General features: G+C 58.4%; 20 protein-coding genes and 1 rRNA gene. 8 read left to right on the top strand and 13 right to left on the bottom strand.

Going from position 1 to position 24036, the window contains the following annotated elements; translation table 11 throughout:
* Positions 1-97 (top strand): 5S ribosomal RNA (rrf, locus tag CR159_RS19215); the annotation flags it as partial.
* Positions 98-220: 123 nt separating this feature from the next.
* Here the strand turns inward: rrf and CR159_RS19210 are convergent.
* Positions 221-3256, bottom strand: coding sequence for an FAD-binding and (Fe-S)-binding domain-containing protein (locus tag CR159_RS19210; protein ID WP_102075564.1), 3036 nt, complete (start codon positions 3254-3256; stop codon positions 221-223).
* Between the two features lie 32 nt (positions 3257-3288).
* On the bottom strand, positions 3289-4035 hold the full coding sequence (locus CR159_RS19205; RefSeq protein ID WP_102075563.1) for a GntR family transcriptional regulator: 747 nt from the start codon (positions 4033-4035) through the stop codon (positions 3289-3291).
* A gap of 217 nt (positions 4036-4252) precedes the next feature.
* On the opposite strand from CR159_RS19205, the gene CR159_RS19200 reads away from it, so the two are divergent.
* Genes CR159_RS19200 through CR159_RS19185 form a run of 4 tightly spaced genes read left to right on the top strand, consistent with a single transcriptional unit; the run spans position 4253 to position 8565 of the window.
* Positions 4253-5458 carry a pyridoxal-phosphate-dependent aminotransferase family protein gene (locus CR159_RS19200; RefSeq protein ID WP_102075562.1) on the top strand — a complete coding sequence of 402 codons (1206 nt, stop codon included), beginning with the start codon at positions 4253-4255 and terminating at the stop codon, positions 5456-5458.
* Between the two features lie 34 nt (positions 5459-5492).
* Positions 5493-6518, top strand: coding sequence for a Bug family tripartite tricarboxylate transporter substrate binding protein (locus CR159_RS19195; RefSeq protein WP_102075561.1), 1026 nt, complete (start codon positions 5493-5495; stop codon positions 6516-6518).
* Between the two features lie 16 nt (positions 6519-6534).
* Positions 6535-7050 carry a tripartite tricarboxylate transporter TctB family protein gene (locus CR159_RS19190; protein ID WP_102075560.1) on the top strand — a complete coding sequence of 172 codons (516 nt, stop codon included), beginning with the start codon at positions 6535-6537 and terminating at the stop codon, positions 7048-7050.
* Positions 7051-7074: 24 nt separating this feature from the next.
* On the top strand, positions 7075-8565 hold the full coding sequence (locus CR159_RS19185) for a tripartite tricarboxylate transporter permease (RefSeq protein ID WP_102075559.1): 1491 nt from the start codon (positions 7075-7077) through the stop codon (positions 8563-8565).
* A gap of 17 nt (positions 8566-8582) precedes the next feature.
* Here CR159_RS19185 and CR159_RS19180 read toward each other — a convergent pair whose 3' ends face one another.
* The 8 genes from CR159_RS19180 to CR159_RS19145 are packed head-to-tail and all read right to left on the bottom strand — an operon-like array spanning position 8583 to position 15184.
* The gene (locus tag CR159_RS19180) at positions 8583-9200 is read right to left on the bottom strand and encodes a Maf family protein (RefSeq protein WP_102075558.1); all 618 of its coding nucleotides are present in this window, start codon (positions 9198-9200) and stop codon (positions 8583-8585) included.
* 10 nt (positions 9201-9210) lie between these two features.
* Positions 9211-10650 carry a pyruvate kinase gene (gene pyk / locus CR159_RS19175; protein WP_102075557.1) on the bottom strand — a complete coding sequence of 480 codons (1440 nt, stop codon included), beginning with the start codon at positions 10648-10650 and terminating at the stop codon, positions 9211-9213.
* A 28-nt stretch (positions 10651-10678) separates the two neighbouring features.
* Positions 10679-11149, bottom strand: a complete 471-nt coding sequence (gene rlmH, locus CR159_RS19170) for a 23S rRNA (pseudouridine(1915)-N(3))-methyltransferase RlmH (protein WP_102075556.1) — start codon at positions 11147-11149, stop codon at positions 10679-10681.
* 11 nt (positions 11150-11160) lie between these two features.
* Positions 11161-11565, bottom strand: coding sequence for a ribosome silencing factor (rsfS, locus tag CR159_RS19165; RefSeq protein ID WP_102075555.1), 405 nt, complete (start codon positions 11563-11565; stop codon positions 11161-11163).
* 22 nt (positions 11566-11587) lie between these two features.
* Complete coding sequence (gene nadD / locus CR159_RS19160; RefSeq protein WP_102075554.1) at positions 11588-12193, bottom strand: nicotinate (nicotinamide) nucleotide adenylyltransferase; 606 nt, start codon at positions 12191-12193, stop codon at positions 11588-11590.
* The gene (hemF, locus tag CR159_RS19155) at positions 12184-13089 is read right to left on the bottom strand and encodes an oxygen-dependent coproporphyrinogen oxidase (protein WP_233208406.1); all 906 of its coding nucleotides are present in this window, start codon (positions 13087-13089) and stop codon (positions 12184-12186) included. The genes nadD and hemF overlap by 10 nt, the downstream gene beginning before the upstream one ends.
* Positions 13090-13099: 10 nt before the next feature.
* Entirely contained in the window at positions 13100-14395 is a 1296-nt protein-coding gene (gene purD, locus CR159_RS19150) for a phosphoribosylamine--glycine ligase (RefSeq protein WP_102075552.1), read from the bottom strand.
* 57 nt (positions 14396-14452) lie between these two features.
* The gene (locus tag CR159_RS19145) at positions 14453-15184 is read right to left on the bottom strand and encodes a YebC/PmpR family DNA-binding transcriptional regulator (protein ID WP_102075551.1); all 732 of its coding nucleotides are present in this window, start codon (positions 15182-15184) and stop codon (positions 14453-14455) included.
* A gap of 110 nt (positions 15185-15294) precedes the next feature.
* Here CR159_RS19145 and CR159_RS19140 point away from each other — a divergent pair, with 110 nt between their 5' ends.
* On the top strand, positions 15295-16800 hold the full coding sequence (locus CR159_RS19140) for a helicase HerA-like C-terminal domain-containing protein (RefSeq protein ID WP_102075550.1): 1506 nt from the start codon (positions 15295-15297) through the stop codon (positions 16798-16800).
* A gap of 77 nt (positions 16801-16877) precedes the next feature.
* A complete protein-coding gene (locus tag CR159_RS19135; protein WP_102075549.1) occupies positions 16878-17948 on the top strand; it encodes a tartrate dehydrogenase in 1071 nt (356 codons plus the stop codon).
* Between the two features lie 61 nt (positions 17949-18009).
* Here CR159_RS19135 and CR159_RS19130 read toward each other — a convergent pair whose 3' ends face one another.
* Entirely contained in the window at positions 18010-18930 is a 921-nt protein-coding gene (locus CR159_RS19130) for a DMT family transporter (RefSeq protein WP_102075548.1), read from the bottom strand.
* 79 nt (positions 18931-19009) lie between these two features.
* Between CR159_RS19130 and CR159_RS19125 the strand changes: the two genes are divergently transcribed.
* The gene (locus tag CR159_RS19125; RefSeq protein ID WP_102075547.1) at positions 19010-19996 is read left to right on the top strand and encodes a quinone oxidoreductase family protein; all 987 of its coding nucleotides are present in this window, start codon (positions 19010-19012) and stop codon (positions 19994-19996) included.
* Positions 19997-20088: 92 nt separating this feature from the next.
* Here CR159_RS19125 and CR159_RS19120 read toward each other — a convergent pair whose 3' ends face one another.
* Entirely contained in the window at positions 20089-21102 is a 1014-nt protein-coding gene (locus tag CR159_RS19120; protein ID WP_102075546.1) for a class 1 fructose-bisphosphatase, read from the bottom strand.
* Positions 21099-23807, bottom strand: coding sequence for an aminopeptidase N (gene pepN, locus CR159_RS19115; protein WP_102075545.1), 2709 nt, complete (start codon positions 23805-23807; stop codon positions 21099-21101). Before pepN ends, CR159_RS19120 begins: the two co-directional genes overlap by 4 nt.
* Positions 23808-24036 lie beyond the last annotated feature (229 nt).

Below are 24036 nucleotides of genomic sequence, written 5' to 3'. Positions count from 1 at the left end.
AGGTGGTCCCACTCCTTCCCATCCCGAACAGGAACGTGAAACGCCTTTGCGCCGATGATAGTGGACGTACGTCTGTGAAAGTAGGTCATCGTCAAGCTCTTATGCAGTAAGAAAACCCCCGCCCGTGCAAACGTGCGGGGGTTTTTGTATTGGGCGCGCCAATCGCATCATTAAGGACAGGCGCCGCGTACGCCGACCATCGGGACATGAGAGTTTCGCATTATTGCTTAGGCTCGCCCAGTGCGCGCGCCAGCACCAGAGCGACATGCTCAGCCCGGCGCGGCCCTTGGGCTCGCGTGCCATCGGCAATCTGGTGGCGACAACTGGTGCCGTCGGCAATTACCAATGTATCGTGGCCTGCCTTGCGGATGGCCGGCAACAGTGACAGTTCGGCCATTTGCATGGACGCCTCGTAATGACTGGCTTCATAGCCGAAACTGCCTGCCATTCCGCAACAGCTGGATTCGATCAAGTCGACGTGCAGGTCCGGTATAAGCGCCAGCACCTGTTGTATGGGCTTGACGGCGTCGAACGCTTTTTGATGGCAATGTCCATGCAACAGGGCCCGTTTCTCGGGCAGGGGCAACAACCGAAGCTTCAACCGTCCGGCCTTATGTTCCTGGACCAGGAATTCTTCGAATAGAAATGCATGCTTCGCCAATAACTGTGCGTCGTCCCCCAAACCCATCACGAGGAATTCGTCACGCAAGGTAAGCAGGCAGGATGGCTCCAGGCCGACAATGGGTATGCCTCGGCGCACGAAGGGCTGCAGCGCTTCCATGACACGGCGTGCCTCGGCTTTGGCCTGGTCGACCATGCCGGCAGCCAGGTAAGTGCGGCCGCAACAGAGAGGCTTGCTTCCACTGTTATCGCCTGGGGTCGGGCGGGCGATATGCACCCGATAGCCGGCGGCCAGCAGTACTTTGTGTGCCGCGCGGGCATTTTCAGACTCGAAGTAGTTGTTGAAGGTGTCGGCGAACAGCACCACATCCGCCACGTCGGCTTCTGTCGTCGGCGCGTGGCGCAGAAACGTATCGCGACGCCATCTGGGAAGAGTCCGCTTCGCGGAGAGTCCCAGGTATCGTTCCGTAAGCGCTGCGGCTCCGGGCAGGGTATCGCGCAAGTTGAACAGGAAAGGAAAGCGGGCTGCCCACGGGGCCCAGCGCGGCAGTGTGGCAACCAGTTTTTCCTTAAGCGTAAGTCCATGCTTGTGTTGCCACTGATGCAGGAATTCGATCTTCATCTTGGCCATATCGACGCCGGTAGGGCAATCGCGTTTACAGCCTTTGCAACTGACACATAAATCCAGCGTGGCACGCATCTCGTCGGACGTGAACGCATCAGGCCCTAGTTGCCCGGACAGGGCCAGGCGCAGTGTATTGGCCCGTCCACGTGTCAAATGCTGTTCGTCCCGGGTAATGCGGTAGCTCGGGCACATGGTGCCTGCATCGAATTTGCGGCAGTGGCCATTGTTATTGCACATTTCAATGGCTTTGGCAAAACCTCCCGCAGGATCGCCGCCCGTTCCCGGCGCGGTTATGGTATCGGTGTCGGGATCGCTGCTGACGTTCCATGCCGACCAGTCGAGGGCTGGTGTGAAGGCCACCGGCTGATAGCCCGGTTTGAAACGGAACAGCGATGTATCGTCCATTTTGCTGCATCGCACGATCTTGCCCGGATTCATGAGCCCATCGGGATCGAAGAGGTCCTTGATTTCCTCGAACGCCCTGGTCAGGCGTGGGCCGAACTGCCACGATACCCATTCGCTGCGCACCAATCCGTCTCCGTGTTCACCCGAAAACGCGCCCTTGTATTCGCGCACCATGGCAGCCGCTTCCACGGCGATAGCCCGCATTTTTTCGGCGCCGCCGGCCCGCATGTCGAGAATGGGCCTGACATGCAGCGTGCCCACCGAGGCATGCGCATACCAGGTGCCGCGCGTACCGTGCTTGCGAAAAACTTCCGTCAGCCTGCTGGTATATTCCGCCAGATGCTCAAGCGGCACTGCACAGTCTTCGATGAAAGAGACAGGCTTGCCGTCGCCGCGCATGCTCATCATGATATTGAGGCCGGCTTTGCGCACTTCCCAAAGGGCTTTTTGTTCTGGTGCGCCTTCCATTTCGACCACCGAGCCGGGCAAGCCCAGGTCGCCCATCAGCTCTACCAGCTGGTGCAGTTTGCGGACCTGCTCTTCGGATGATTCGCCGGCGAATTCAACCAATAGTATGGCTTCCGGCGTGCCCCTCAGCGCTTGTTCGATAACCGGCTTGAAGGCCGGGTTGCTCCGTGCCAGGTCGATCATGGTGCGGTCCACCAGTTCCACGGCGCAAGGGCCGAGCTTGACGATGTGTTGCGTCAACGCCATGGCTTGGTAGAACGTCGGGAAATTAACCACGCCCAGGGTTTTGCTGGTGGGCAGCGGCGCCAGTTTCAGGGTGATCTGCTTGGTATAGGCAAGCGTGCCTTCGCTTCCTACCAGCAGGTGCGCCAGGTTTACGCTGCCATTATCGGTATAAGGCCTGGGATTCTGCGGGTAGAAGATATCGAGGTTATAGCCACCGACCCGACGCAGGACGGCGGGCACTCTGTTTTCGATCTGTTCCCGCTCGCGCAGCGCTATGGCTTGCACGCGGCAAACAATGTCGGCCACGCGCGGGGCGGCATGGCGCATCGTGTTTTCATCGCCGAACAGCCCTTCGGTGCCGTCGGATAAAAGGGCGTCGATACTATGCACGTTATGCACCATATTGCCATAGGCAATCGAGCGCGAGCCACAGGAATTATTGCCCGCCATGCCTCCCAGCGTGCACTGCGCCGCGGTGCTGACATCAACCGGGAACCAGACCCCATGTGGCTTGAGATGGGCATTCAAGTGATCGAGCACAATTCCTGGTTCGACCGTGACCGTCATGGCCTCGAGGTCCAGTTCAACGATACGGTTAAGGTACTTGCTATTGTCGACGACCAGTGCTGCGCCGACCGTCTGACCGCATTGGGAGGTGCCGCCGCCTCGGGCCAGCAGAGGGATTTCCAGTTCGCGGCAAAGGCTTAATGCCGTACGCACATCAGTCATCGATTTGGGAATCAACACGCCAACCGGATCTATCTGGTAGATGGAGGCATCGGTCGCATAGCGGCCCCGGGAGCCTTGGTCGAACAACACTTCGCCTTCGACTTCACGTTGGAGGCGGGCCGCGAGATCGTTACGGTGCACGCTGGAATAAAGGCCGGCTTGTTTTGGCAGAGCTGCGTTCATCGGATTCCTGATTCATGGCTGGCTTAACGTGGTCAAGCCGGGTCGTGGCTGCGGGACGCGGCCAGTTTCAAGTCTTCAAGTACGGTTTCGCCTTTGCGTTGCAGGTGATTGCGCATGATGAGTGCCAGGCGGGCGCCATCACGCGCTGCCAGGGCGTCGACCATGTCGATGTGTTCGCGCATGGCGGCGTCCCATTTGTCGTGATTGAGATTGGAACGGAACCGCAAGTTTTGCAGGCGCAGGTTGATGGTCGTATACACCTGCGACAACAGGAGGTTGTGCCCGGCCGCATTGATGCGGTCATGAATTTCCCTGTTCATGTGGTAGTAGGCGGGAAGGTCGCGGCGCGCGTGGCACGCCTGCATTTCAAAAGTAAGCGCCTTGATTTCGGCGATTTCCTGGTCGCTGATGCGGCGGCAGGCAAGATCGCCCGACAAGGCCTCGAGCGCGCCCATTACTTCGAAGCTCTCACGGACGTCTTTTTCCGATAGCGCAATAACCTGCGCGCCGCGGTTAGGCTGGATTTGCACAAGGCCATCAGCGGAAAGCAAGCGAAAGGCCTCCCGCAGCGGCGTGCGTGAAACCTGCAACTGGTCGCACAAGGCGCGTTCGTTCAGACGCGCACCGGCTGCGAGCTTGCCTTCGATAATCATTTTCCGCAGGCGCTCGGCGACCGCGGTGGGCAGGGTGCGCCGGTCCACCGCAGACGCTGCAACGGCTTCCGACACGCCGACAGGCGAGTTTGAAGCGGCGGCAGAGTTGTGGAGGTCATTTTTCATTTGGTATACAAAAATACATGGTTTTTTGACAGTGAAAGGTGGTGAGAGCCCCAAACTTGGACCCGGGAGAACTCAATCAATATATGGCCTTGCCATTGATAGATCGGGCTGATTTATAGTGTGGTGCAACAAAAATTATGCTTGCACCCTGATTACGTGATGCTTATTATTTACCAATATTTGTATTTTGTATACCACATCAAGTAGGGGCTCATTCATGATTCCGTTGCATTCTCATCCCGCCGGCCGTCATTTTTTGCAGATTCCTGGGCCGACCAATGTGCCGGATCGGATTTTGCGCGCCATCGATAACGTCACGATAGACCATCGTGGACCCGAATTCGGTGTGCTGGGCAAGTCGGTGCTGGGAGGATTGAAAAAGGTCTTCAAGACCCAAGCGGACGTGGTCATCTATCCTTCCTCGGGAACGGGGGCCTGGGAGGCCGCGCTGGTGAACACGCTTTCGCCGGGTGATCTCGTGCTGATGGTGGAAACCGGCCATTTCGCGACATTATGGAAAAAATTGGCGCTTAAACTGGGATTGCAGGTCGAGTTCCTGGAGGGGGACTGGCGCCATGGCATCGACCCTGCGCAAATCGAAGCGCGTCTGGCGGCCGATAAGGCGCATCAGATCAAGGCCGTGTGCGGCGTGCACAATGAAACGGCCACCGGCGTAACCAGCAATATTGCGGCCCTGCGTAAAGCCATGGACAGCAGCGGCCATCCGGCCTTGCTCATGGTGGATACCATTTCCTCTTTAGGCTCCATGGATTACCGCCACGACGAGTGGGGGGTCGACGTGACGGTCGCCGGATCGCAAAAAGGACTGATGTTGCCGCCTGGCCTGTCTTTCAATGCCATCAGCGCCAAGGCGCTGGCCGCCACTGAAACCGCCGCCTTGCCGCGTTCATATTGGGACTGGAAGGAAATGCTGGCCATTAATCCGTCGGGCTATTTCCCGTATACGCCGGCCACGAACATGCTTTACGGTTTGCACGAGGCGCTGGAAATGCTGTTTGCCGAAGGCCTGGACAACGTCTTTGCCCGGCACGATCGCTTTGGCGAGGCAACACGGCGGGCCGTACGGGCATGGGGCCTGGAAATCCTTTGCCAAAACCCCAGTGAATACAGTTCGGCGCTCACGGCGGTGGTCATGCCGGACGGCCATAGCGCCGATGCATTCCGTAAAGCCGTCCTCCAGCATTTCAATATGTCGCTGGGGCAAGGACTAAGCAAGTTGGCCGACAAAGTATTCCGTATCGGCCATCTTGGTGATATGAATGATCTGACGCTTTGCGGCACGCTGGCGGGGGTCGAAATGGGTTTGGAGGTTGCTGGAGTACCTCATAAAAAAGGTGGAGTACAGGCAGCCATGGACTACCTGACCCAATCAAGCATGGCGGCACTGGCGCGGGCAGCATAGGCCGTTTCCGTAGCACCAACCGGAGGAGAGACAAATGAAGCATTCAACTCGCAGGCTACCGAATAAACTGTATCTGCTGTCATCGCTGGCGTTGCTGGCCGGCGCGGGGATCGTCCCGGCCCATGCCGCGGCTTGGGAGCCGACCCGATCGGTCGAGATCATCGTACCCGCCGGTGCGGGCGGCGCTTCCGACCAAATGGCGCGGACTATCCAGAGCATCATCCTCAAGCACAAGCTGATGAAGCAGTCCACCCTGGTATTGAACAAGGGCGGCGCCAGCGGAGCGGAAGGCATTATGGATACCAAGGCATCGCAGGGCAATCCGCATAAGTTGATGGTGGCTTTTTCCGCCATCTATACCTTGCCCATTGCCGTCGACCTTCCGTTTAACTGGACCGATCTGAACCCGATCGCCATGATCGCACAAGACGAATTTTTATTATGGACTAATGCTGAAGCCGGGTACAAGACAGCGCCTGATTATCTGAAAGCCGTGAAAGCGGCCCCGCCGGGAACGTTCAAGATGGGTGGGACCGGCGCCAAGCGCGAAGACCAGATCATTACGGTAGCGCTTGAAAAGGCGGCGGGGGTCAAGTTTACCTATGTGCCCTATAAAAGCGGTGGCGAAGCGGCCACCCAGTTGGTCGGCAAGCACACCGATTCCAACGTCAATAATCCAAGCGAAAACATCGCGCAGTGGCGAGCCGGCCAACTAACTGCCCTTTGCGTTTTTTCCAACGAACGCATGGTCTACAAGGAAAAGGTCACCAAGGACCTATCCTGGGCCGATATCCCGACCTGCAAAGAGCAAGGCTACGATGTCCAGTACCAGATGCTGCGCGGTTTCTTCCTGCCAGGCGGCACTACGCCGGAGCAAGTAGCCTACTACGCCGATTTGCTCAAGAAGGTGAGCCAGACGCAGGAATGGAAAGACTATCTGGCCAAGCAGGCGCTGAAAGGCGAGTACCGCGACGGCGACGATTTTGTGCAGTTCCTGAAGAAGGACGAAGCCAATCACAAATCCCTGATGCAGGAAGCGGGCCTGGCCAGTAAAAAATAAACCAAGGAAGCCCTGAATGAAGCATGAGCAAGCAGGCAGTGGCCCATCGGGCGGGGGGTGGTCGCACAGCGCGATCGATGCGGCAACTGCAGTCGTCATCTTCGTCATCGGTGTGGTCATGATGATAGACAATCATCGTATCGGGTCCAACTGGGCGGAAGATGGACCCGAGTCAGGGTATTTCCCTTTTCATATTGGTCTTATTCTCTGTATTGCCAGTGTGGCTGTGCTGCTCAAGTCGCTATTCGGCAAGCAGCGCAATCGGGAAATATTTGTAAGCTGGCTGCGGTTCAGGCTGGTGCTCATGGTTCTGGCGCCCACTGCGCTTTATGTGCTGACCATCCAATTTCTTGGCATTTATCTGGCGTCCACGCTCTTTATCGCGGCGTTCATGCGCGTGCTGGGCAAGATCAGCTGGATTAAAACTGTGCTGATCAGCGTGGGAGTGAATGTGCTGCTGTTCTGGATGTTCGAGATCCAGTTCATGGTGCCTCTGCCCAAGGGCCCGCTCGAGGCTCTGCTCGGCTATTGAAACCCACGGCAGGAGAATTCACCAGTGGATGAACTCAACGCTTTACTTCATGGATTTGCAACTGTCCTTAGCTGGTACAACATAGGCATGATGGTGATCGGGCTGGTGCTGGGCGTCATCATAGGCGTCCTGCCGGGCTTGGGCGGACCCAACGGGGTGGCGATTTTGCTGCCGCTTACGTTCACCATGCCGCCGACCTCCGCCATCATCATGCTGTCCTGCATCTATTGGGGCTCTTTGTTTGCAGGGGCCATTACCTCGATCCTGTTCAATATACCGGGCGAGACGTCCTCGGTGGCCACGACCTTCGACGGTTACCCGCTGGCCCAGCAAGGCAAGGCCGGTACTGCGCTGACTGCTTCCTTCACCGGGTCGTTCTTTGGCGCGCTGTCGGGCGTGTTGCTCATTACCTTCCTGGCTCCGCTAGTGTCCCGGTTCGCCCTCAGGTTCGGCCCTCCCGAGTTCTTCGCGGTGTTCCTGCTTACCTTCTGCAGCTTTGTGGGAACGGACAAGAAAACACCATTCAAGACGGTGATCTCCATGATGCTGGGGTTTGGCCTGGCCGCGATCGGCATGGACACCATAAGTGGTGGTTTGCGCATGACTTTCGGCTGGTCGGAATTATTAAGGGGAGTCGATTTCCTCGTCGTCGTCATTGGCTTATTCGGCATCGGCGAAATTCTGGTCAGCATGGAGGAAGGGCTGCGGTTTGAAGGCAAGAACGGCAAGATCAACCTCAAAGTAGTGCTGCAGACCTGGAAGACAATGCCGAAATATTGGGCGACGCTGGTACGCAGCACACTCGTCGGCTGCTGGATGGGCGTCACGCCCGGCGGCGCAACGGCCGCCTCGTTCATGGGTTATGGGCTGGCGCAGCGTTTTTCGCGCAACGGACACAAGTTCGGTACTGGAGAAGTCGAGGGTGTCATTGCCCCCGAGACTGCCGCCCATGCCTCAGGCACTTCCGCGCTGCTGCCCATGCTTGCGCTGGGTATTCCCGGTTCGGCGACGGCCGCGGTGCTGCTGGGCGGACTCATGATCTGGGGTTTGCAGCCTGGCCCGCTATTGTTCGTCGAGCAAAAGGAATTCGTCTGGGGGCTTATTGCGAGTATGTATTTGGGCAATTTCGTGGGATTGATTCTCGTGCTGAGTACAGTGCCCTTGTTCGCCGCCATTCTGCGCATCCCGTTTGCGATCGTCGCGCCCATCATTATTGTGGTGTGTGCGATCGGCGCCTATTCAGTCCATAGCGCGATGCTGGATGTCTGGTTCATGCTGCTGTTTGGCGTGGTGGGTTATGTACTGAAGAAACTTTCCTATCCCCTGGCTCCCATGATTCTCGCCCTGGTGCTGGGCGATCGCATGGAAGACGCGTTCAGGCAGTCCATGTTGGGACCCAATACCGGCTTGCATGTTTTCTGGTCGAATACGCTGGTGGGCACTATTACCACCCTGGCCTTGATCATGCTGTTCTGGCCGTTGGTGCAGTGGTTGTGGCGGACCGTGCGCAGGTAGCCGCCGCAAGGCGGAGCCTACGACCAGCCCTGGTTCAACAACCGCCAGGTTTCGAAAATGGGCAATCCCATGACACCTGTGTAGCTGCCTGAAATGTGTTCGATAAATACAGCGGCCTTTCCCTGTATGCCGTAAGCGCCTGCCTTGCCCATGGGTTCGCCCGTCGCACAGTAGTCGTCTATTTCTGCGTCTGAAAGCGACTTGAAGCGGACTTGTGTAATGGATACATCTTCCAGGAGCTGGTCGCCATAGGCCAGCACTACGGCAGTATGGACGGTATGTGTGCGCCCGGACAGGCACGCAAGCATACGCCGGGCATCGTCGCGGCTGGCCGGCTTGCCCAGGATATCGTTATCCAGTATCACGGTGGTATCGGCCGACAACACAGGGCGGCTGGCGTCCAGGGCGTCCGCCGCGCCCGATGCATGTTCCCGGGAAAGCCAGTGCCTGGCACGGATGGCCTTTTCGCGTGCAGTGCGGCAAACGTAAACATCCGGCGCTTCGTTGTCCAGGCGCGGTTCGTCTTCGCCTTGCGGGGCAGGCACTGTGAGTATGTCGTGGTTGACACCCATCTGCAGCAGGATTTCGTGCCGGCGCGGACTGGCCGACGCCAGGTAAATCGTGGGGAGTTTCATCGGCGGGCGCCTAATTCACCTTGAGTATTTTCATGCCGTTGGTGCCGCCGCTGTTGCTGAAAAAATCGCCCTTGGTAAGGATGATCCAGTCGCCTTCCTGCAGCAGCGATTGCTCTTTGAGCTTTTCTATGGCGGCGTCGCTGACCTGCGCAGGGTCCATCTGGGCGGCGTCGAAGGCCACGGTATAAACGCCGCGGAACAGGGCGGCGCGGCGTTGGGTGCCGGCATGGCGCGTGTAGCAATAAATAGGCACACCCGAACGTATGCGCGACATGATCAAAGGGGTATGGCCGCTTTCTGTAAGGCTGATGATGGCCTTGACGCCGGGGAAATGGTTGGCAGCATACATGGTGGCCAGCGCAATGGTTTCATCGCAGCGTGTAAATGTTTCCCCTAGCCGGTGTTGTGAACGCGTGGTGGTGGGTTCTTGTTCCGCACCCAGACAGACGCGCGCCATGGCGGTCACCGCTTCGACCGGATATTGGCCCGACGCGCTTTCCGCCGAGAGCATCACGGCGTCGGTGTAATCGAGTACCGCATTGGCCACGTCCGACACTTCCGCGCGTGTCGGCAGAGGGCTGTTGATCATCGATTCCATCATCTGTGTGGCCGTGATGACCAATTTGTTATGCGTACGGGCGTGCTGGATGATGCGTTTCTGAATGCCTACCAAACGTGCATCGCCCACCTCGACCCCCAGGTCGCCCCGCGCCACCATGACGCCATCGCTGACCATGATGATGGCGTCCAGCGCGCGATCATCGGCGACGGCCTCGGCGCGTTCGATTTTGGCGATGATCCAGGCCTGGCTGCCGGCTGCTTCCACCAGTGCGCGCGCTTCTTCGATGTCGTGTCCGTAACGGGGAAAAGACACCGCGACGTAATCCATTTCGAGTTCGGCCGCCAGCTTGATGTCTTCACGGTCTTTGTCGGTAAGGCTGGGGGCCGAAATGCCGCCTCCCCGTCGATTGATGCCTTTGTTGTTGGAGAGAGGTCCACCGACGGTCACTACGGTGTGCACCGAATATTCGTCGACGTTTTCTACCATCAGGACTACCCGTCCATCATCCAGCAGCAGTTCGTCGCCCGGATGGCAGTCCTGGACGAGGCTGGGGTAGTCAATACCGACTATGGTCTCGTCGCCTTCGTCGGCTGGATGAGCATTCGACAAGGTGAACGGCTGTCCTGCCTTGAGCGTGACGCTTGAATTGGCAAAGCGTGCAATCCGTATCTTGGGCCCTTGCAGATCACCCATGATGGCGACATAGCGGCCGTGTTTCTCTGCCAGCGAGCGTACCAGCCTGGACCGGTTGCGGTGATCGTCAGGCTCGCCATGTGAGAAGTTCAGGCGGGCCACATCCATGCCGGCGAGTATGAGTTGTTCGATTTTTTCGGGGCTGGAGCTGGCTGGCCCCAAGGTCGCTACGATTTTAGTGCGGCGTCTAGTCATGACAGCAACGAGTCCTTTATTGCGCCGGTCAGGCGCGATGATAGGGATGGCCTGTCATGATAGCCCACGCACGATAGAGTTGCTCTGCCAATACGACACGAACCATGGGGTGGGGCAGTGTCAGCGAAGACAGCCGCAAGCGGCTGGTGCAACTGCGCTTTAGCGTGGCATCGAGCCCATCCGGACCGCCGATAAGGAAGACGATGTCCTGGCCGCTGCCGCGCCAGCCCTCGAGCTCGCGGGACAATCCCATGGTATCCAGGTCCTTGCCATGTTCGTCAAGGGCGATACGCATGGCGTGCGCGGGGATGGCGGCTTCAATACGGCGCGCTTCCGCCTGCATCATCTGGGCGGGGGTTTTCCCGGATGTCCGGGGTTCGGGTTTGATTTCTTTCAGTTCAAGGGCACAATCGGGAGGCATGCGCCGCGAATAATCGCGCCAGGCGGTTTCGACCCAGTCCGGCATGCGCATTCCCACCGCGACGATGATCAGTTTCATCGACAGGCCTGTTATTGCTCGTCGTTGTCGTCGTAGTCGAAGGATTCCGGCATGCTGGGCTGCATCGACTGCGGCAACAGCTTTACGTTGACCGGCCTGCCACCCCAGATTTCTTCCAGATTGTAGTATTGACGAATTGCCGGAGTCATGCAGTGAATGACAATGTCGCCCAGGTCGACCAGGACCCATTCACCTGTGTCTTCGCCCTCGTAGGCGACGATGGGAATCTTATGGCCACGGGCGCTGTCGGCAACGCTTGAGGCGATTGCGCGCGTTTGGCGGTTGGACGAGCCCGTGGTGATGATGACGCGGTCGAACAACCCGGTTATGTGGGTGGTGTTGAAGATTTTGATGTCTTGTGCTTTGACGTCTTCAAGGGCGTCAATGACAAGGCGTTGCAGTTTTTGAATTTCCATGGATGAACTATACCGTGAGACGTTAGGCAACAGGCGCTTGATAGAGCCCATTTTGTTTAATATATTGCGCCACAGCAACATCGAGCAGTCCATCGGTGGACTCCCCGCGAGCCAGTCGTTGGCGCACCAGCGTTGCCGAAATTTCCGTGGGCTCGAAGGGCAGTTCGATCAGATGACGATCCAGCTTTTCCAGATGCTCGATAAGGTCCTGGGCCGCGGTAAGACGCGCACCGGGTCGTTGTGCGACCGCGAGTGTGACCAGGCTGGCAATTTCCTGCCAATACTGCCATGAGCAGAAGTTTTCAAGCTGATCGGCGCCCAATATCCAGAAATAGTCGGCGTTCTTGGGAAGCTCACGCAAGGTATCAATGGTATAGGTCGGGCCTCCTCGTTGGATTTCAAGTGGATTGACATGCAGATGTGCATGGCCGGCAGTTGCGATGTGCAGCATGGCGAGCCGATGCGCGGCGGTGGCTGCCAGGGGGCCGCGCTGCCACGGATCGGCAGCAGGTATCAACTGGACCTCGTCCAGGGCCAATGCCGTTCTTGCTGTTTCAGCCAGGGCGATATGCGCCAGGTGCACAGGATCGAAACTGCCGCCGAGCAGGCCCGTCTTTTTCAAAGCCATTCGCGTGGCCGCAAGTAGTTGGAAAGGGCGGCTTCAGGCGTTCCTTCTTTTGGCGACCAACTGTAGCGCCATGCCGCCATGGGCGGCATGGACAGCAGGATGGATTCCGTGCGCCCGCCCGATTGAAGTCCAAACAGTGTGCCGCGGTCGAACACCAGGTTGAATTCGACGTAGCGGCCGCGCCGATAGGCCTGGAATTCGCGTTGTCTGTCAGTGTAAGGAGTGAGTTGTCGTTTCTCTACGATGGGCATGTAGGCATTAAGAAAGCAATTGCCCACCGACGTCGTCAACGCAAAGCAGTGATCGAAGCCGCCTTCATTCAGGTCATCGAAGAAGAGTCCGCCGACACCGCGGGTTTCGTCGCGATGCTTCAAATAGAAATACTGATCACACCACTTTTTGTAGGCGGGATACTTGTCGGCGCCGAAGGGTGCCAGGGCATCGCTGCAGACTTGATGAAAGTGGCGGGCGTCTTCATCAAAGGGATAGTACGGAGTCAAATCGAGTCCGCCGCCGAACCAGAAGACATCCTCTTGCCCATCATGCATGGCGCGCGCAACGAAAAGGCGGACATTCATATGCACGGTCGGCACATAGGGATTGCGGGGGTGCAGCACCAGTGAGACACCCATCGCTTCCCAGGCGCGGCCTGCAAGTTCGCTGCGGTGTGCGCTGGCCGAGGGGGGCAAGGTCTTGCCTTGTACATGGCTGAACAGCACCCCTGCGCGTTCGAAGAGCGGACCGCCCTCAAGGTAGCGCGACAAGCCGCCGCCGCCTTCCTCGCGCGTCCATTGGTCTGCCGCGAAGGTGGAACCGTCGGCGGCCTCGAGGGCTGCAACGATGCGCGCCTGAAGATCCAGGAAATAGTCGTAGGCGACGGAAATCGGAACGGTCAAATCGGACTCCTTATGTTGAACTGGCCCCGGCCGGTATGGCGCGCCATCCGATGTCCCTGCGGAACTGCTGTCCGGCGAAGTGAGTCTGGTCAATGGCTGCATAGGCCGCCGCCTGGGCCGACTTTACCGAGTCGGCGAGCACTGTTACGCACAGCACCCGTCCACCCGATGTTTTCAGTATGCCATTATCGAGTACGGTCCCCGCATGGAACACCATGCATTCGGGGGTGTCAGGGGCTAGACGGCTGATCGTATCGCCGTTGCGCGGCGTCGCCGGGTAGTTGTGGGCCGCCATGACAACGCCCAATGCCGTGCGCGGATCCCAGTCTATGGTGGCTTCGTCCAGCCGCTGTGCAACGGCAAGCTCGAATACCTCGGCCAGATCGCTTTTTATGCGCATCACGATGGGTTGGGTTTCGGGATCGCCCATGCGGCAATTGAACTCGAGCACCTTCAATGTACGCGTGGCGTCCGGACCGCTGCCTATCATGAGGCCCGCATACAGAAAGCCAGTATAGGGTATGCCGTCTTTGGCCATGCCGGCGATCGTCGGATCGATGACTTCACGCATGATGCGATCGTGAAGCGCCGCACTGATGACCGGGGCCGGTGAATAAGCGCCCATGCCGCCTGTATTGGGTCCCAGGTCGTTGTCTTTCAGGCGCTTGTGATCCTGGCTGGTGGCCAGTGGCAGCACGCTGCGCCCATCGCACAGGACGATGAAGCTGGCTTCCTCGCCGAGTAGGCACTCTTCGATTACGACGCGCGCACCGGCCGCGCCTAGCGACCCGTCGCCCAGCATCTGGTCCACGGCATCGCATGCTTCGTCCGCCGTGGCGGCAACCACCACGCCTTTCCCGGCCGCCAGCCCATCGGCCTTGACCACGATGGGCGCACCCTGTTCGGCAATATAGGCTTTTGCAAGGGCGGGATCGGTGAAGGTTTGGTAGGCCGCGGTAGGAATATGGTGACGCACCATGAATGCCTTGGCGTAGTCTTTGGAGCTTTCAAGTTGTGCCGCCGCCTGAGTGGGTCCGAATATCTTCAAGCCGGCTGCCTGGAAGGCATCGACCACCCCGGCCGCCAAAGGCGCCTCCGGGCCGACTACCGCAAACGCAACCTGTTCTTTCCGGGCAAATGCAACGAGTTCGTCGACATTGGTCAGTGGTATGTTTTGCAATCGTTCAGACCGGGCGGTTCCACCGTTGCCCGGGGCGATGTATACCGTTTCCACACGGGCGGACTTTGCCAATTTCCAGGCCAGGGCGTGTTCGCGGCCTCCGCCACCGATTACAAGTAGTTTCATAGTGTGAGTTGTGCTGTAAGACGTGTTGAAAATGAATGGTGGAATCGTTCGGGCGCCTTAGTCGGCTTCGTCGAGAACGGCGTTGGTAAAGACTTCCTGCACGTCGTCCAGGCCTTCAAGCACGTCCAGCATTTTTTGCATCTTGATGGCGTCCTCGCCGGCCAGTTCGGTTTCGCTTAGGGCCTTCATGATGACGCCCTGGACCTCCGGCACCAGCGATGCCTGTTCGAATGCCGTCTTGACGGCGGCATAGTCGGCGGGTGCGCAAATGACTTCGATCATGCCTTCATCATCGGTCTGGATGTCTTCGGCACCCGCCTCAAGCGCGGCTTCCATGACTTGCTCTTCGGGTGTTCCCGGAGCGAATAGAAACTGACCGCAGTGCTGAAACATAAAAGCCACTGAGCCTTCCTGGCCGAGGTTGCCGCCATGTTTGCTAAGGGCATGGCGCACATCGGCGACCGTGCGGATGCGATTATCGGTCATGCAGTCGATAATGACCGCGGCCCCGCCCACACCATAGCCTTCATAGCGGATTTCCTCGTAGTTGGCACCATCGGCTCCACCGGCGCCGCGCTGGATGGCGCGCTGGATGTTCTCTTTGGGCATATTGGCGGCCATGCCTTTGTCCCAGGCCATCCGCAGGCGAGGGTTGGAATCAGGGTCGGCGCCACCGGCGCGCGCAGCGACCGTGATTTCGCGAATGATTTTTGTCCAGAGCTTGCCTCGTTTGGCATCTTGGCGACCCTTTCGGTGCTGGATGTTCGCCCATTTACTGTGACCGGCCATAAATTGATATTTAATTCAAGAGAAAGAAGGGATTTTAACGCGTGCACGGGAAGTGGCATCGAATTACACTTGGCGTTCTTTTTAGCGCTGTCCGAAATGGTGGAAAACTAATGGCCGATCCTGTTGTTATTGCTAAAAATGCCAATGCCGATACAGTATTGCTTCCGCAATTGGCCAATCGCCATGGCTGCATCACGGGCGCGACCGGTACGGGAAAGACAGTGACATTGCAGTTGCTTGCCGAGGCGTTCTCGCGCATGGGCACAGCAGTGTTCGTGGCGGACGTCAAGGGTGATCTCAGCGGAATCTCGCAAACAGGCGTATCCAGTCCCAAGTTGCAAGAGCGGCTGGCAAAGCTGGGCTTGCCCGAACCTGCATGGGGCGGCAGCCCTGTGGTGTTCTGGGATATCTTCGGCGAGCAGGGCCATCCGGTGCGCGCCACGGTCTCCGACATGGGCCCGCTGCTCCTGGCCCGCATGCTGGAACTGAATGACACCCAGGAAGGGGTTCTTAGCTTGGTATTCAAGGTTGCCGACGATGAAGGCCAGCTTATTCTCGACCTGAAAGACCTGCGTGCCATGCTTCAGCATATTGCCGATCGTTCGGCCGAACTACGCACCCGCTATGGCAACGTATCTTCAGCATCCATTGGCGCCATTCAGCGCAGCCTGCTGCGACTGGAATCGCAGGGGGCCGATAACTTCTTCGGCGAACCCATGCTCGATATTTTCGACTGGATACGCGTCAACGAAAAGGGACAGGGCATCGTCAATATCCTGGCGGCCGACAAACTCATGCAGTCGCCACGCCTGTATGCAGTATTTTTGCTCTGGATGCTCGGCGACCTGTACGAGGGCTTGCCCGAGGTCGGAGATCCCGAAAAACCCAAGTTCGTATTCTTTTTTGACGAGGCCCATTTGCTGTTCAACGATGCGCCCAAGGCTTTGCTGGAGAAAATCGAGCAGGTCGTAAGGCTGGTGCGATCAAAAGGCGTGGGCGTCTACTTCGTGACACAGAACCCACTGGACATTCCCGATGCAGTCCTGGGCCAGCTCGGAAATCGCGTACAGCACGCGTTGCGGGCCTTCACGCCGCGGGATCAGAAAGCCGTCAAGACCGCCGCGCAGACCATGCGGCCCAATCCTGGCCTCGATATAGAGGCTGCGATTACCGAGCTGGGCGTAGGCGAGGCCCTGATTTCACTGTTGGATGCCAAAGGCCGGCCTGTACCGACCGAAAGGGTATGGATGCTAGCCCCGGGAAGCCGGATAGGCCCGGCTACCGATCCCGAGCGCCACGCAGTACGCGCGGCATCCATGCTTGGCGGTAAATACGAGCAAATCGTTGATCGCGAATCGGCCTACGAAATTTTGCACCAGCGCGCCAGTTCCAAACCTGCCGACGCTGAAGTGTCCGCAGACGGCGGCGAGCCTGGCAAGGCCACAAGCACTGACGGCGGCCTGATGGGTACTGTCAACGATTTTCTTTTCGGCTCCACGGGTCCGCGAGGCGGACGCCGCGACGGCATCGTGCAGTCAACGCTCAAGAGTGCTGCGCGGCGTGCCGCCAATCAATTGGTGCGCGGCGTGCTGGGTTCGCTCATCGGGCGCAAGTAGGTCCCGCTGTACCGGGTTGCCCTGTCTCAGGACGGGCGCCATAATCATTTTTTTATAACTGAATAAGAGAGATCAAGGTGTCCAAGAACGTTCACAGTATCGCAGTCATCGCGGGTGATGGAATCGGCAAAGAAGTGATGCCGGAGGGAGTACGTGTCATGGACGCTGTGGCTGCCCGCCACGGTATCCGCTTCGAGTGGGAGCAGCTCGATTGGAGTTGCGATCACTACGCAAAGCATGGCCGCATGATGCCTGAAGACTGGAAAGAGCGCCTGAGCAAGCACGAAGCCATCTTCTTTGGCGCCATAGGCTGGCCCGACCTGGTGCCCGATCACGTCGCGCTGTGGGAATCCTTGTTCAAGTTCCGTCGCGAATTCGACCAGTACATCAACTTGAGGCCAGTCCGGTTGATGCCCGGCGTCAAGTCTCCCTTGGCCGATCGCAAGCCCGGAGATATCGATTTTTATATCGTCCGCGAAAATACCGAGGGCGAGTACTCCAACAGCGGCGGGCGTCTGTTCGAAGGCACCCAGCGCGAGGTGGTGATTCAGGAAAGCGTATTCACCCGCATCGGCGCCGAACGCGTATTGAAGTTTGCCTTCGAACTTGCGCAGAAGCGGGGCAAGCACCTGACGGCGGCAACCAAATCCAATGGCATCTCTATCTCCATGCCCTGGTGGGATGATCGCGTGGCGGAAATGTCGCAACACTATCCGGACGTGCGCTGGGACAAATATCACATCGATATCCTTTGTGCCCACTTCGTGCAGCATCCGGATCGCTTTGATGTGGTGGTTGCCTCGAACCTGTTCGGGGACATTCTCTCGGACCTGGGCCCAGCCTGCACCGGCACCATAGGAATAGCTCCATCGGCCAACCTCAACCCCGAGCGCAAGTTCCCGTCTTTATTCGAGCCGGTGCACGGTTCGGCGCCGGATATCTACGGAAAAGGCATTGCCAATCCTATAGGGCAGATCTGGAGCGGCGCAATGATGCTGGACTTCCTGGGTCATCCCGAGGCGGCACAGGAAGTCATCAATGCCATCGAGACCGTTCTGGAAAACGGCCCACGTACTCCGGACATGCAGGGCAGTGCCAGCACCCGGGAAGTCGGTCAGGCCGTCGCGGACGCCATCGGGCGGTCCTGATCTCGTATGGGCGGGGCGGCTGGCACTTCGCCCCGCTGCACGGACGAGCAAAAGGCGCAGGTCAATCCCGATTGGACCTGCGCGCTGGCAACCGGTCTTCGCCAGACGGGATTGGCTTGCCGGCGTGGACGCCGGTCTTGCGCAGTCCCGACCATACGATGGCGCCTATCATGAGCGATCCCCCCAGCAGCGCCCGGATCGATGGATATTGGGCAAACAGGATTGCCGCAAAGAAAATGGCGTACAGCGGTTCGAGCGCAATCACGATGCCCGCGCTGCGTGCCTTGAGTATCATCAGGCTGGACACCAGCAAATAATGCGACAGGGCGGTGCAAAACACGCCCAGCAGCGCTATCCACAACCAGTTGATGGCATCCAGTTGCGCCATCGCGGGGAAGGAAAAGGGCAGGGTAAGCAGCGCCACGACCAGGTTTTCCCAACACGCAACCTGTTGCGCGGGAATGTGCGCGGCGGCACGCCGGTTGATCAGGGTGAAAATGGCAAAGGCCAGACCCGACAGAATCGCCCAGGCCAGTCCCACGGTCGCTTCATCCTGGAAGTCGAAGGACGGCGTGACCAGCACCAGGCCCAGTGTGACCAGGGCCAGTATCAGCCATTCGGCCGTACTGACCTTTTCCTTGAAGAAAAGGCATTCGCATAACGTGATGAACGCGGGGAAACTGGCGAAGCCCAGGGTGGCGACCGCGACACCGGCAATCTTTACGCTTACGAAGAATGTGACCCAGTGCAGGGCCAGCATAGCGCCTGCGGCGACCAGGACCCCGATGTTCCGGGGCTTGAAGCCCTGCATCAGGGAGCCGCCCTGGTAGCGTATGAAGGCGAACAGCGCGAGGACCGCAAAGCTTGCACGGCCTGCGGTAATGACGATGGCATCGGCCTGGATAAGTTCGCCGAATATGCCGGTCAGGCCAAATAAAACGGCGGCGACATGAATCGCAAATAAAGCACTCTGACGATTCATTTTTTTCAGGTACAGGGTTGTAATAAGGATTTAAACTAAGCGCTCATCGCGCCCTAAATTATTACCTAAGGAGTTCGTCTTGGAAAACCAGGTCAAAGCTATACGCATCGAAGAAAACGGTGGCCCGGAAGTATTGAAACTTGTTTCGGTCGACGTGCCGGCGCCCGAAAAAAATGAGGTAACTATACGCCAGAAAGCCGTGGGCTTGAATTTCATCGATGTCTACTATCGCACGGGGCTGTACAAGCATCCGCTGCCCTGCGGTTTGGGCTTCGAGGCATCGGGGGTGGTCGAGGCGGTAGGCGCTGACGTCAAGCACCTGAAAGTTGGCGATCGCGTTGCATATGGCCAGAGCCCGTTGGGCGCCTACGCGCAAGCACGCAATGTACCCGCCGATCGTGTCGTCAAGCTTCCCAAGGGCGTGGATTTCGAACAGGCGGCCGCCATGATGCTCAAGGGCCTCACGGTGCAGTATCTGTTTCGCCAGACGTATCGCCTGCAAGGCGGCGAAACCATCCTCTTCCATGCCGCCGCCGGTGGCGTCGGGCTGATTGCATGCCAATGGGCCAAGGCCCTGGGCGTCAAGCTTATCGGAACGGTATCCAGTCCCGAAAAAGCGGCGTTGGCGAAATCCCATGGTGCATGGGAAGTCATCGACTATTCACGGGAAAATGTCGTCGACCGCGTCAACGAGCTGACCAATGGCAAGAAAGTGCCGGTCGTCTACGATGGCGTTGGTAAAGATACATGGCTTACGTCGCTCGATTGCCTGGAGCCGCGCGGCCTGATGGTCAGCTTCGGCAACGCATCCGGTTCGGTCGAAGGGGTGAACCTAGGCCTGTTGGCCAGCAAGGGTTCCCTGTATGTGACGCGTCCCACCCTGGGCACGCACGTGCCAACCCTCGAGAAAATGCAGGCGGCGTCCGATGAGCTTTTCGGGCTGGTAGCCAAAAAGAAAATCGACATCATCATTGGCCAGCGGTTCGCGCTGGAAGACGCCGGCCAGGCCCAGGAAGCACTCCAGGGCCGCAAGACCACCGGTGCGACCATACTGACTCTGGATTGAACGGCAACCGGACGGCTTTGCGCCGTCCGGCCTAGTCGGTGCGATGTCGATTGCGATGCTGGCCCGGTTTACCGGGCCAGCATCGCGCACGCTCATGACGCTTCGGTGTGATAGCGCCTTACGCGTTCCACTTCTTCCTTGGAACCCAGCACCACGCCTATGCGCTGATGCAGGGTAGTGGGCTGCACATCCAGGATGCGCTGGCTGCCATCGTGGGCAGCCCCGCCGGCCTGTTCGACAATGAAGCTCATGGGGTTGGCTTCATACATCAGGCGCAGCTTGCCGTTCTTGCCCGAAGGGCGTTCGTCCCGGGGGTACATGAAGATGCCGCCACGGGTGAGAATGCGGTGGACGTCGGCAACCATGGATGCGATCCATCGCATGTTGTAGTCTTTGCCCAAGGGCCCGCCCTTGCCGGCCAGGCAATCATCGATATAGCGCTTGACGGGTGCTTCCCAGTGACGCATGTTCGACATATTGATGGCGAACTCGGCGGTTTGCTCGGGAATGGTGATGTTCGGATCGGTCAGGACCCATGAACCCATTTCGCGATCCAGGGTGAAGCCCATGACGCCTGTGCCTACTGTCAGGACCAGCATCGTCTGGGGACCATACACGGCATAGCCCGCGGCAACCTGGCGCACGCCGGGTTGCAGGAAATCGTCTTCATCCACGTCACGGCCCGAAGCATGGTGCGGGGCGTGCAACACAGAGAAAATCGTGCCGATGGACACGTTCACGTCGATGTTCGACGAGCCGTCCAGGGGATCGAACAGGAGCAGGTATTCGCCTTTGGGGTATCGATTTGGAATCCTGTGTATCGTTTCCATTTCCTCTGACGCCATGGCGGCCAGATGCCCGCCCCACTCGTTGGCCTCCAGCAATATCTCATTGGACAGTACGTCCAGTTTCTTTTGCACTTCGCCTTGGACGTTTTCGCTTTCGAGGCTGCCCAGAACGCCGCCCAGGGCGCCTTTGCTGACTGCATGGCCGATGGCCTTGCAGGCCCGCGAGACCGTTTCTATAAGCAGGCGGACTTCCGCTGAAACTGCCTGTTCTTCTCTTTGCTGCTCGACCAAGTACTGCGTCAGTGTTGTGCGTTTCATTTGTACTCCTGCTGTATGTTCAATGCTTTGGAAACTATTTCGCTTACGTTGCGCGACAGTGTCGGATGTTGCTGGATGCGTTGTAGCCCGGCCTGCATGGCGTCACGGTTCGTGGCGGTAAAGCGGGCCCAGCTGTCGAAAGCCCGTGCCAGCCGTGCCGCGATTTCCGGATTGAGCTGGTCCAGGGCGATGACTTGATCGGCCCAGAACTCATAGCCCTCGGAAGTGTGCACGCCCTGCAGATTGTTCATGCAGAACTGGAAGATCAGGGAGCGCGCCCGGTTCGGATTGCGCAGTGAAAACGCAGGGTGCAGCATCAGGGACTTTATGGTCTCGACTGTCGTGCCGGGGGCGGAGGCTTGCAAGGCAAACCACTTATCGATCACCAAGGGATCTTGTTGCCATTGTTCATAAAAGTGGTTCAGCGCTTCCTGGCTCTCGGGCGAGTTCGAAAAGTGCACCAGTGCCGAGAGGCCGCCCATGCGGTCCGTCATGTTGGTCGCGCCGTAGTACTGAGCGACGGCCAGCGGCTTCGCCTCGGGGTGGCCGGCGGCCATCAGGTAATACAGGCAGAGGTTGTGCAAGGACCTGCGTCCCGAAGAGAGCGGATCCGGCGTGTACTGCTCGTCGCTGCCGGCACTGTTGCGGTAGACGGATAACCAGTCGGATGCCAGGGCTTCGCCCAGTTGCCGACGCAAGTGCCTGCTGGCCTTTACCGCCGCAGCCGGGTCCATGGGACTGGTTTTCTCCAGCAGTTCTTTCTCGGTAGGCTGGCTCAGGATCCGCGTTTTGTACGCGGCGCTGAGGTCGGCGTCGAGTAATAGCCGTTTCCACGTTTCAATGATGCGCGGATCCACCTCTGGTTGCTGCTCCTCGCCGACCGACCTGGTCAGGGCCAGCAGTTGGCGGGTTGCCAATTCCTGGACCGCTTCCCAGCGGGCGAACGGGTCGGTATCGTGCTGCGCCAGCAGAATGAGGTCCGCTTCCTGTCGTTCGACGTCGACGATTACGGGTGCGGAAAAATTGCGCAACAGCGAGGGTACGGGTTTTTGCGGAATGTTGCTGAATACCCAGGTTTGCTGTTCTTCGGTCAGCTCCAGGAGTACCGTTTCGGCGGTTTTCCCGTCATGCTCGAGGGGTATGGCCTTTCCTTGCTGATCCAGCAGGCCCAGGGCAAAGGGAATATGCAGAGGCGGCTTGGGCAATAGCGGCGATTGCAGCCGCTCGATGCCGACGGCTTCGTTGCGCTGGCCCAAGGTAATCGAGCATGTCCGGGTTTCGGCGTTGTAATCCAGATCGACCTTGACCCGGGGCGTACCCGCTTGGCTATACCAACGGCGGAAGGCATCCAGGTCCTTGCCTGGATTCTGCTGTATGTATACCGACTCCATGGCACTGACGAAATCATCGCAGGTCACCGCGGCACCGTCGTGGCGGCGGAAATACTCGTCGATACCGGCGCGGAACCCGGCTTCTCCCAATATCGTGTGCTGCATGCGTATGACTTCAGCGCCTTTTTCATACACGGTTGCGGTGTAGAAATTACCGATTTCCTGATAGCTTTCAGGCCGTATCGGGTGGGCCATAGGGCCGGCATCTTCGGGAAACTGCGCAATGCGCAGCGTGCTGACGTCATCAATGCGCTTGACGGCGCGGGCACTGGCCGCCTCGGCGCCGGACAAGTCTTGCGCCAGCATATCGGCCGAGAACTCCTGGTCGCGGAAGACGGTCAGGCCTTCTTTCAAGGATAGCTGGAACCAGTCGCGGCAAGTTACGCGATTGCCGGTCCAGTTGTGAAAATACTCATGTCCGATCACGGCTTCGATGGCTCGATACGCGGAGTCGGTTGCAGAGTCCTTGTCGGCGAGTACGTAGGCCGAATTGAAGATATTGAGGCCTTTGTTTTCCATCGCCCCCATGTTGAAGTCCCTTGCAGCCACCACCATGAAGCGATCCAGGTCGAGCTCCAGTCCGAAGCGTTGCTCGTCCCATTGAACCGACCTTACCAGACAGTCCAGCGCCCATTCCGTCTTGGTCTCGGAGCCGCGGTCACTATATATCTGTAGCAGCGCGTCGCGTTTGCCTTGTGTCGTGATGGCTTGCTCGCGGCAGGCAAAATCGCCCGCCACCAGTGCAAATAAATAGCTGGGTTTAGGGTGCGGGTCTTCCCAGACCGCCTCGTGGCGGCCGTCTGGCAGGTCGGCTTCTTCCAGGAGATTGCCATTAGACAGCAGCAACGGGTACTGCTTTGGATCGGCACGCAGGGTGACACGATAGCGCGACATGACGTCAGGACGATCGGGGAACCAGGTGATACGTCGAAAACCTTCTGCCTCGCACTGGGTGAAGAGCTTGTCGCCCGACACATACAAGCCCATCAGGGATGAATTTTCCGCTGGCTTGCACAGGCTCGTGATTTGCAGCGTAAAGCTTGCCGATGTGGGAAAAATCGTGAGAATTTCGTCTTGCAGCTGATATTCCTCGGCCGACAGCGTCCGGCCGTCGAGCGCCACGGACTCCAGGACCAGATCTTGCCCGTTGAGACGTAAAGGCTGGTTCTCGTCACCAACGCGTTCGACGTCAAGCCGTGAATGAACCCGTGTTTGTGCGGCGTTGAGGTCGAATTCGAGTGAAACACGCGGAAGATGATAGGGATAAGGCTGGTAGTCGTGGCGGGATATGGTGGGGACGGTGTCGGTGTGCATGGCTGTAGACTCACTGTTCGATGTTGGAGCTATTGTAGTATTTGCACAGCATCGGTTTTTTAAGGCGACGATGCAACCTTTGTTTTGGCATAGTGGTCTTAGTAAAGGTAACGCTACCATTCTCCGTAATTAAGGTCGGGGCTGGTCATGATCAATAAAATATGTGGGGTAAATCATGGGGCATCGTTCACACCGGTCTAAATTATCCATATGGCGATTTTGGGCGGTC

Source organism: Pollutimonas subterranea, assembly GCF_002849655.1.
In the GTDB taxonomy this organism is placed as follows: Bacteria; Pseudomonadota; Gammaproteobacteria; order Burkholderiales; family Burkholderiaceae_B; genus Pollutimonas; species Pollutimonas subterranea.
This window is presented reverse-complemented; position numbering and strand designations above follow the sequence as displayed.

What these genes read in the sequence shown, in the direction of transcription:
- CR159_RS19210 (WP_102075564.1), bottom strand. Translation starts at nt 3,256, where the DNA reads ATGAACGCAGCTCTGCCAAAACAAGCCGGCCTTTATTCCAGCGTGCAC.
- CR159_RS19205 (WP_102075563.1), bottom strand. Translation starts at nt 4,035, where the DNA reads ATGAAAAATGACCTCCACAACTCTGCCGCCGCTTCAAACTCGCCTGTC.
- CR159_RS19200 (WP_102075562.1), top strand. Translation starts at nt 4,253, where the DNA reads ATGATTCCGTTGCATTCTCATCCCGCCGGCCGTCATTTTTTGCAGATT.
- CR159_RS19195 (WP_102075561.1), top strand. Translation starts at nt 5,493, where the DNA reads ATGAAGCATTCAACTCGCAGGCTACCGAATAAACTGTATCTGCTGTCA.
- CR159_RS19190 (WP_102075560.1), top strand. Translation starts at nt 6,535, where the DNA reads ATGAAGCATGAGCAAGCAGGCAGTGGCCCATCGGGCGGGGGGTGGTCG.
- CR159_RS19180 (WP_102075558.1), bottom strand. Translation starts at nt 9,200, where the DNA reads ATGAAACTCCCCACGATTTACCTGGCGTCGGCCAGTCCGCGCCGGCAC.
- pyk (WP_102075557.1), bottom strand. Translation starts at nt 10,650, where the DNA reads ATGACTAGACGCCGCACTAAAATCGTAGCGACCTTGGGGCCAGCCAGC.
- rlmH (WP_102075556.1), bottom strand. Translation starts at nt 11,149, where the DNA reads ATGAAACTGATCATCGTCGCGGTGGGAATGCGCATGCCGGACTGGGTC.
- rsfS (WP_102075555.1), bottom strand. Translation starts at nt 11,565, where the DNA reads ATGGAAATTCAAAAACTGCAACGCCTTGTCATTGACGCCCTTGAAGAC.
- nadD (WP_102075554.1), bottom strand. Translation starts at nt 12,193, where the DNA reads ATGGCTTTGAAAAAGACGGGCCTGCTCGGCGGCAGTTTCGATCCTGTG.
- purD (WP_102075552.1), bottom strand. Translation starts at nt 14,395, where the DNA reads ATGAAACTACTTGTAATCGGTGGCGGAGGCCGCGAACACGCCCTGGCC.
- CR159_RS19145 (WP_102075551.1), bottom strand. Translation starts at nt 15,184, where the DNA reads ATGGCCGGTCACAGTAAATGGGCGAACATCCAGCACCGAAAGGGTCGC.
- CR159_RS19140 (WP_102075550.1), top strand. Translation starts at nt 15,295, where the DNA reads ATGGCCGATCCTGTTGTTATTGCTAAAAATGCCAATGCCGATACAGTA.
- CR159_RS19130 (WP_102075548.1), bottom strand. Translation starts at nt 18,930, where the DNA reads ATGAATCGTCAGAGTGCTTTATTTGCGATTCATGTCGCCGCCGTTTTA.
- CR159_RS19120 (WP_102075546.1), bottom strand. Translation starts at nt 21,102, where the DNA reads ATGAAACGCACAACACTGACGCAGTACTTGGTCGAGCAGCAAAGAGAA.
- pepN (WP_102075545.1), bottom strand. Translation starts at nt 23,807, where the DNA reads ATGCACACCGACACCGTCCCCACCATATCCCGCCACGACTACCAGCCT.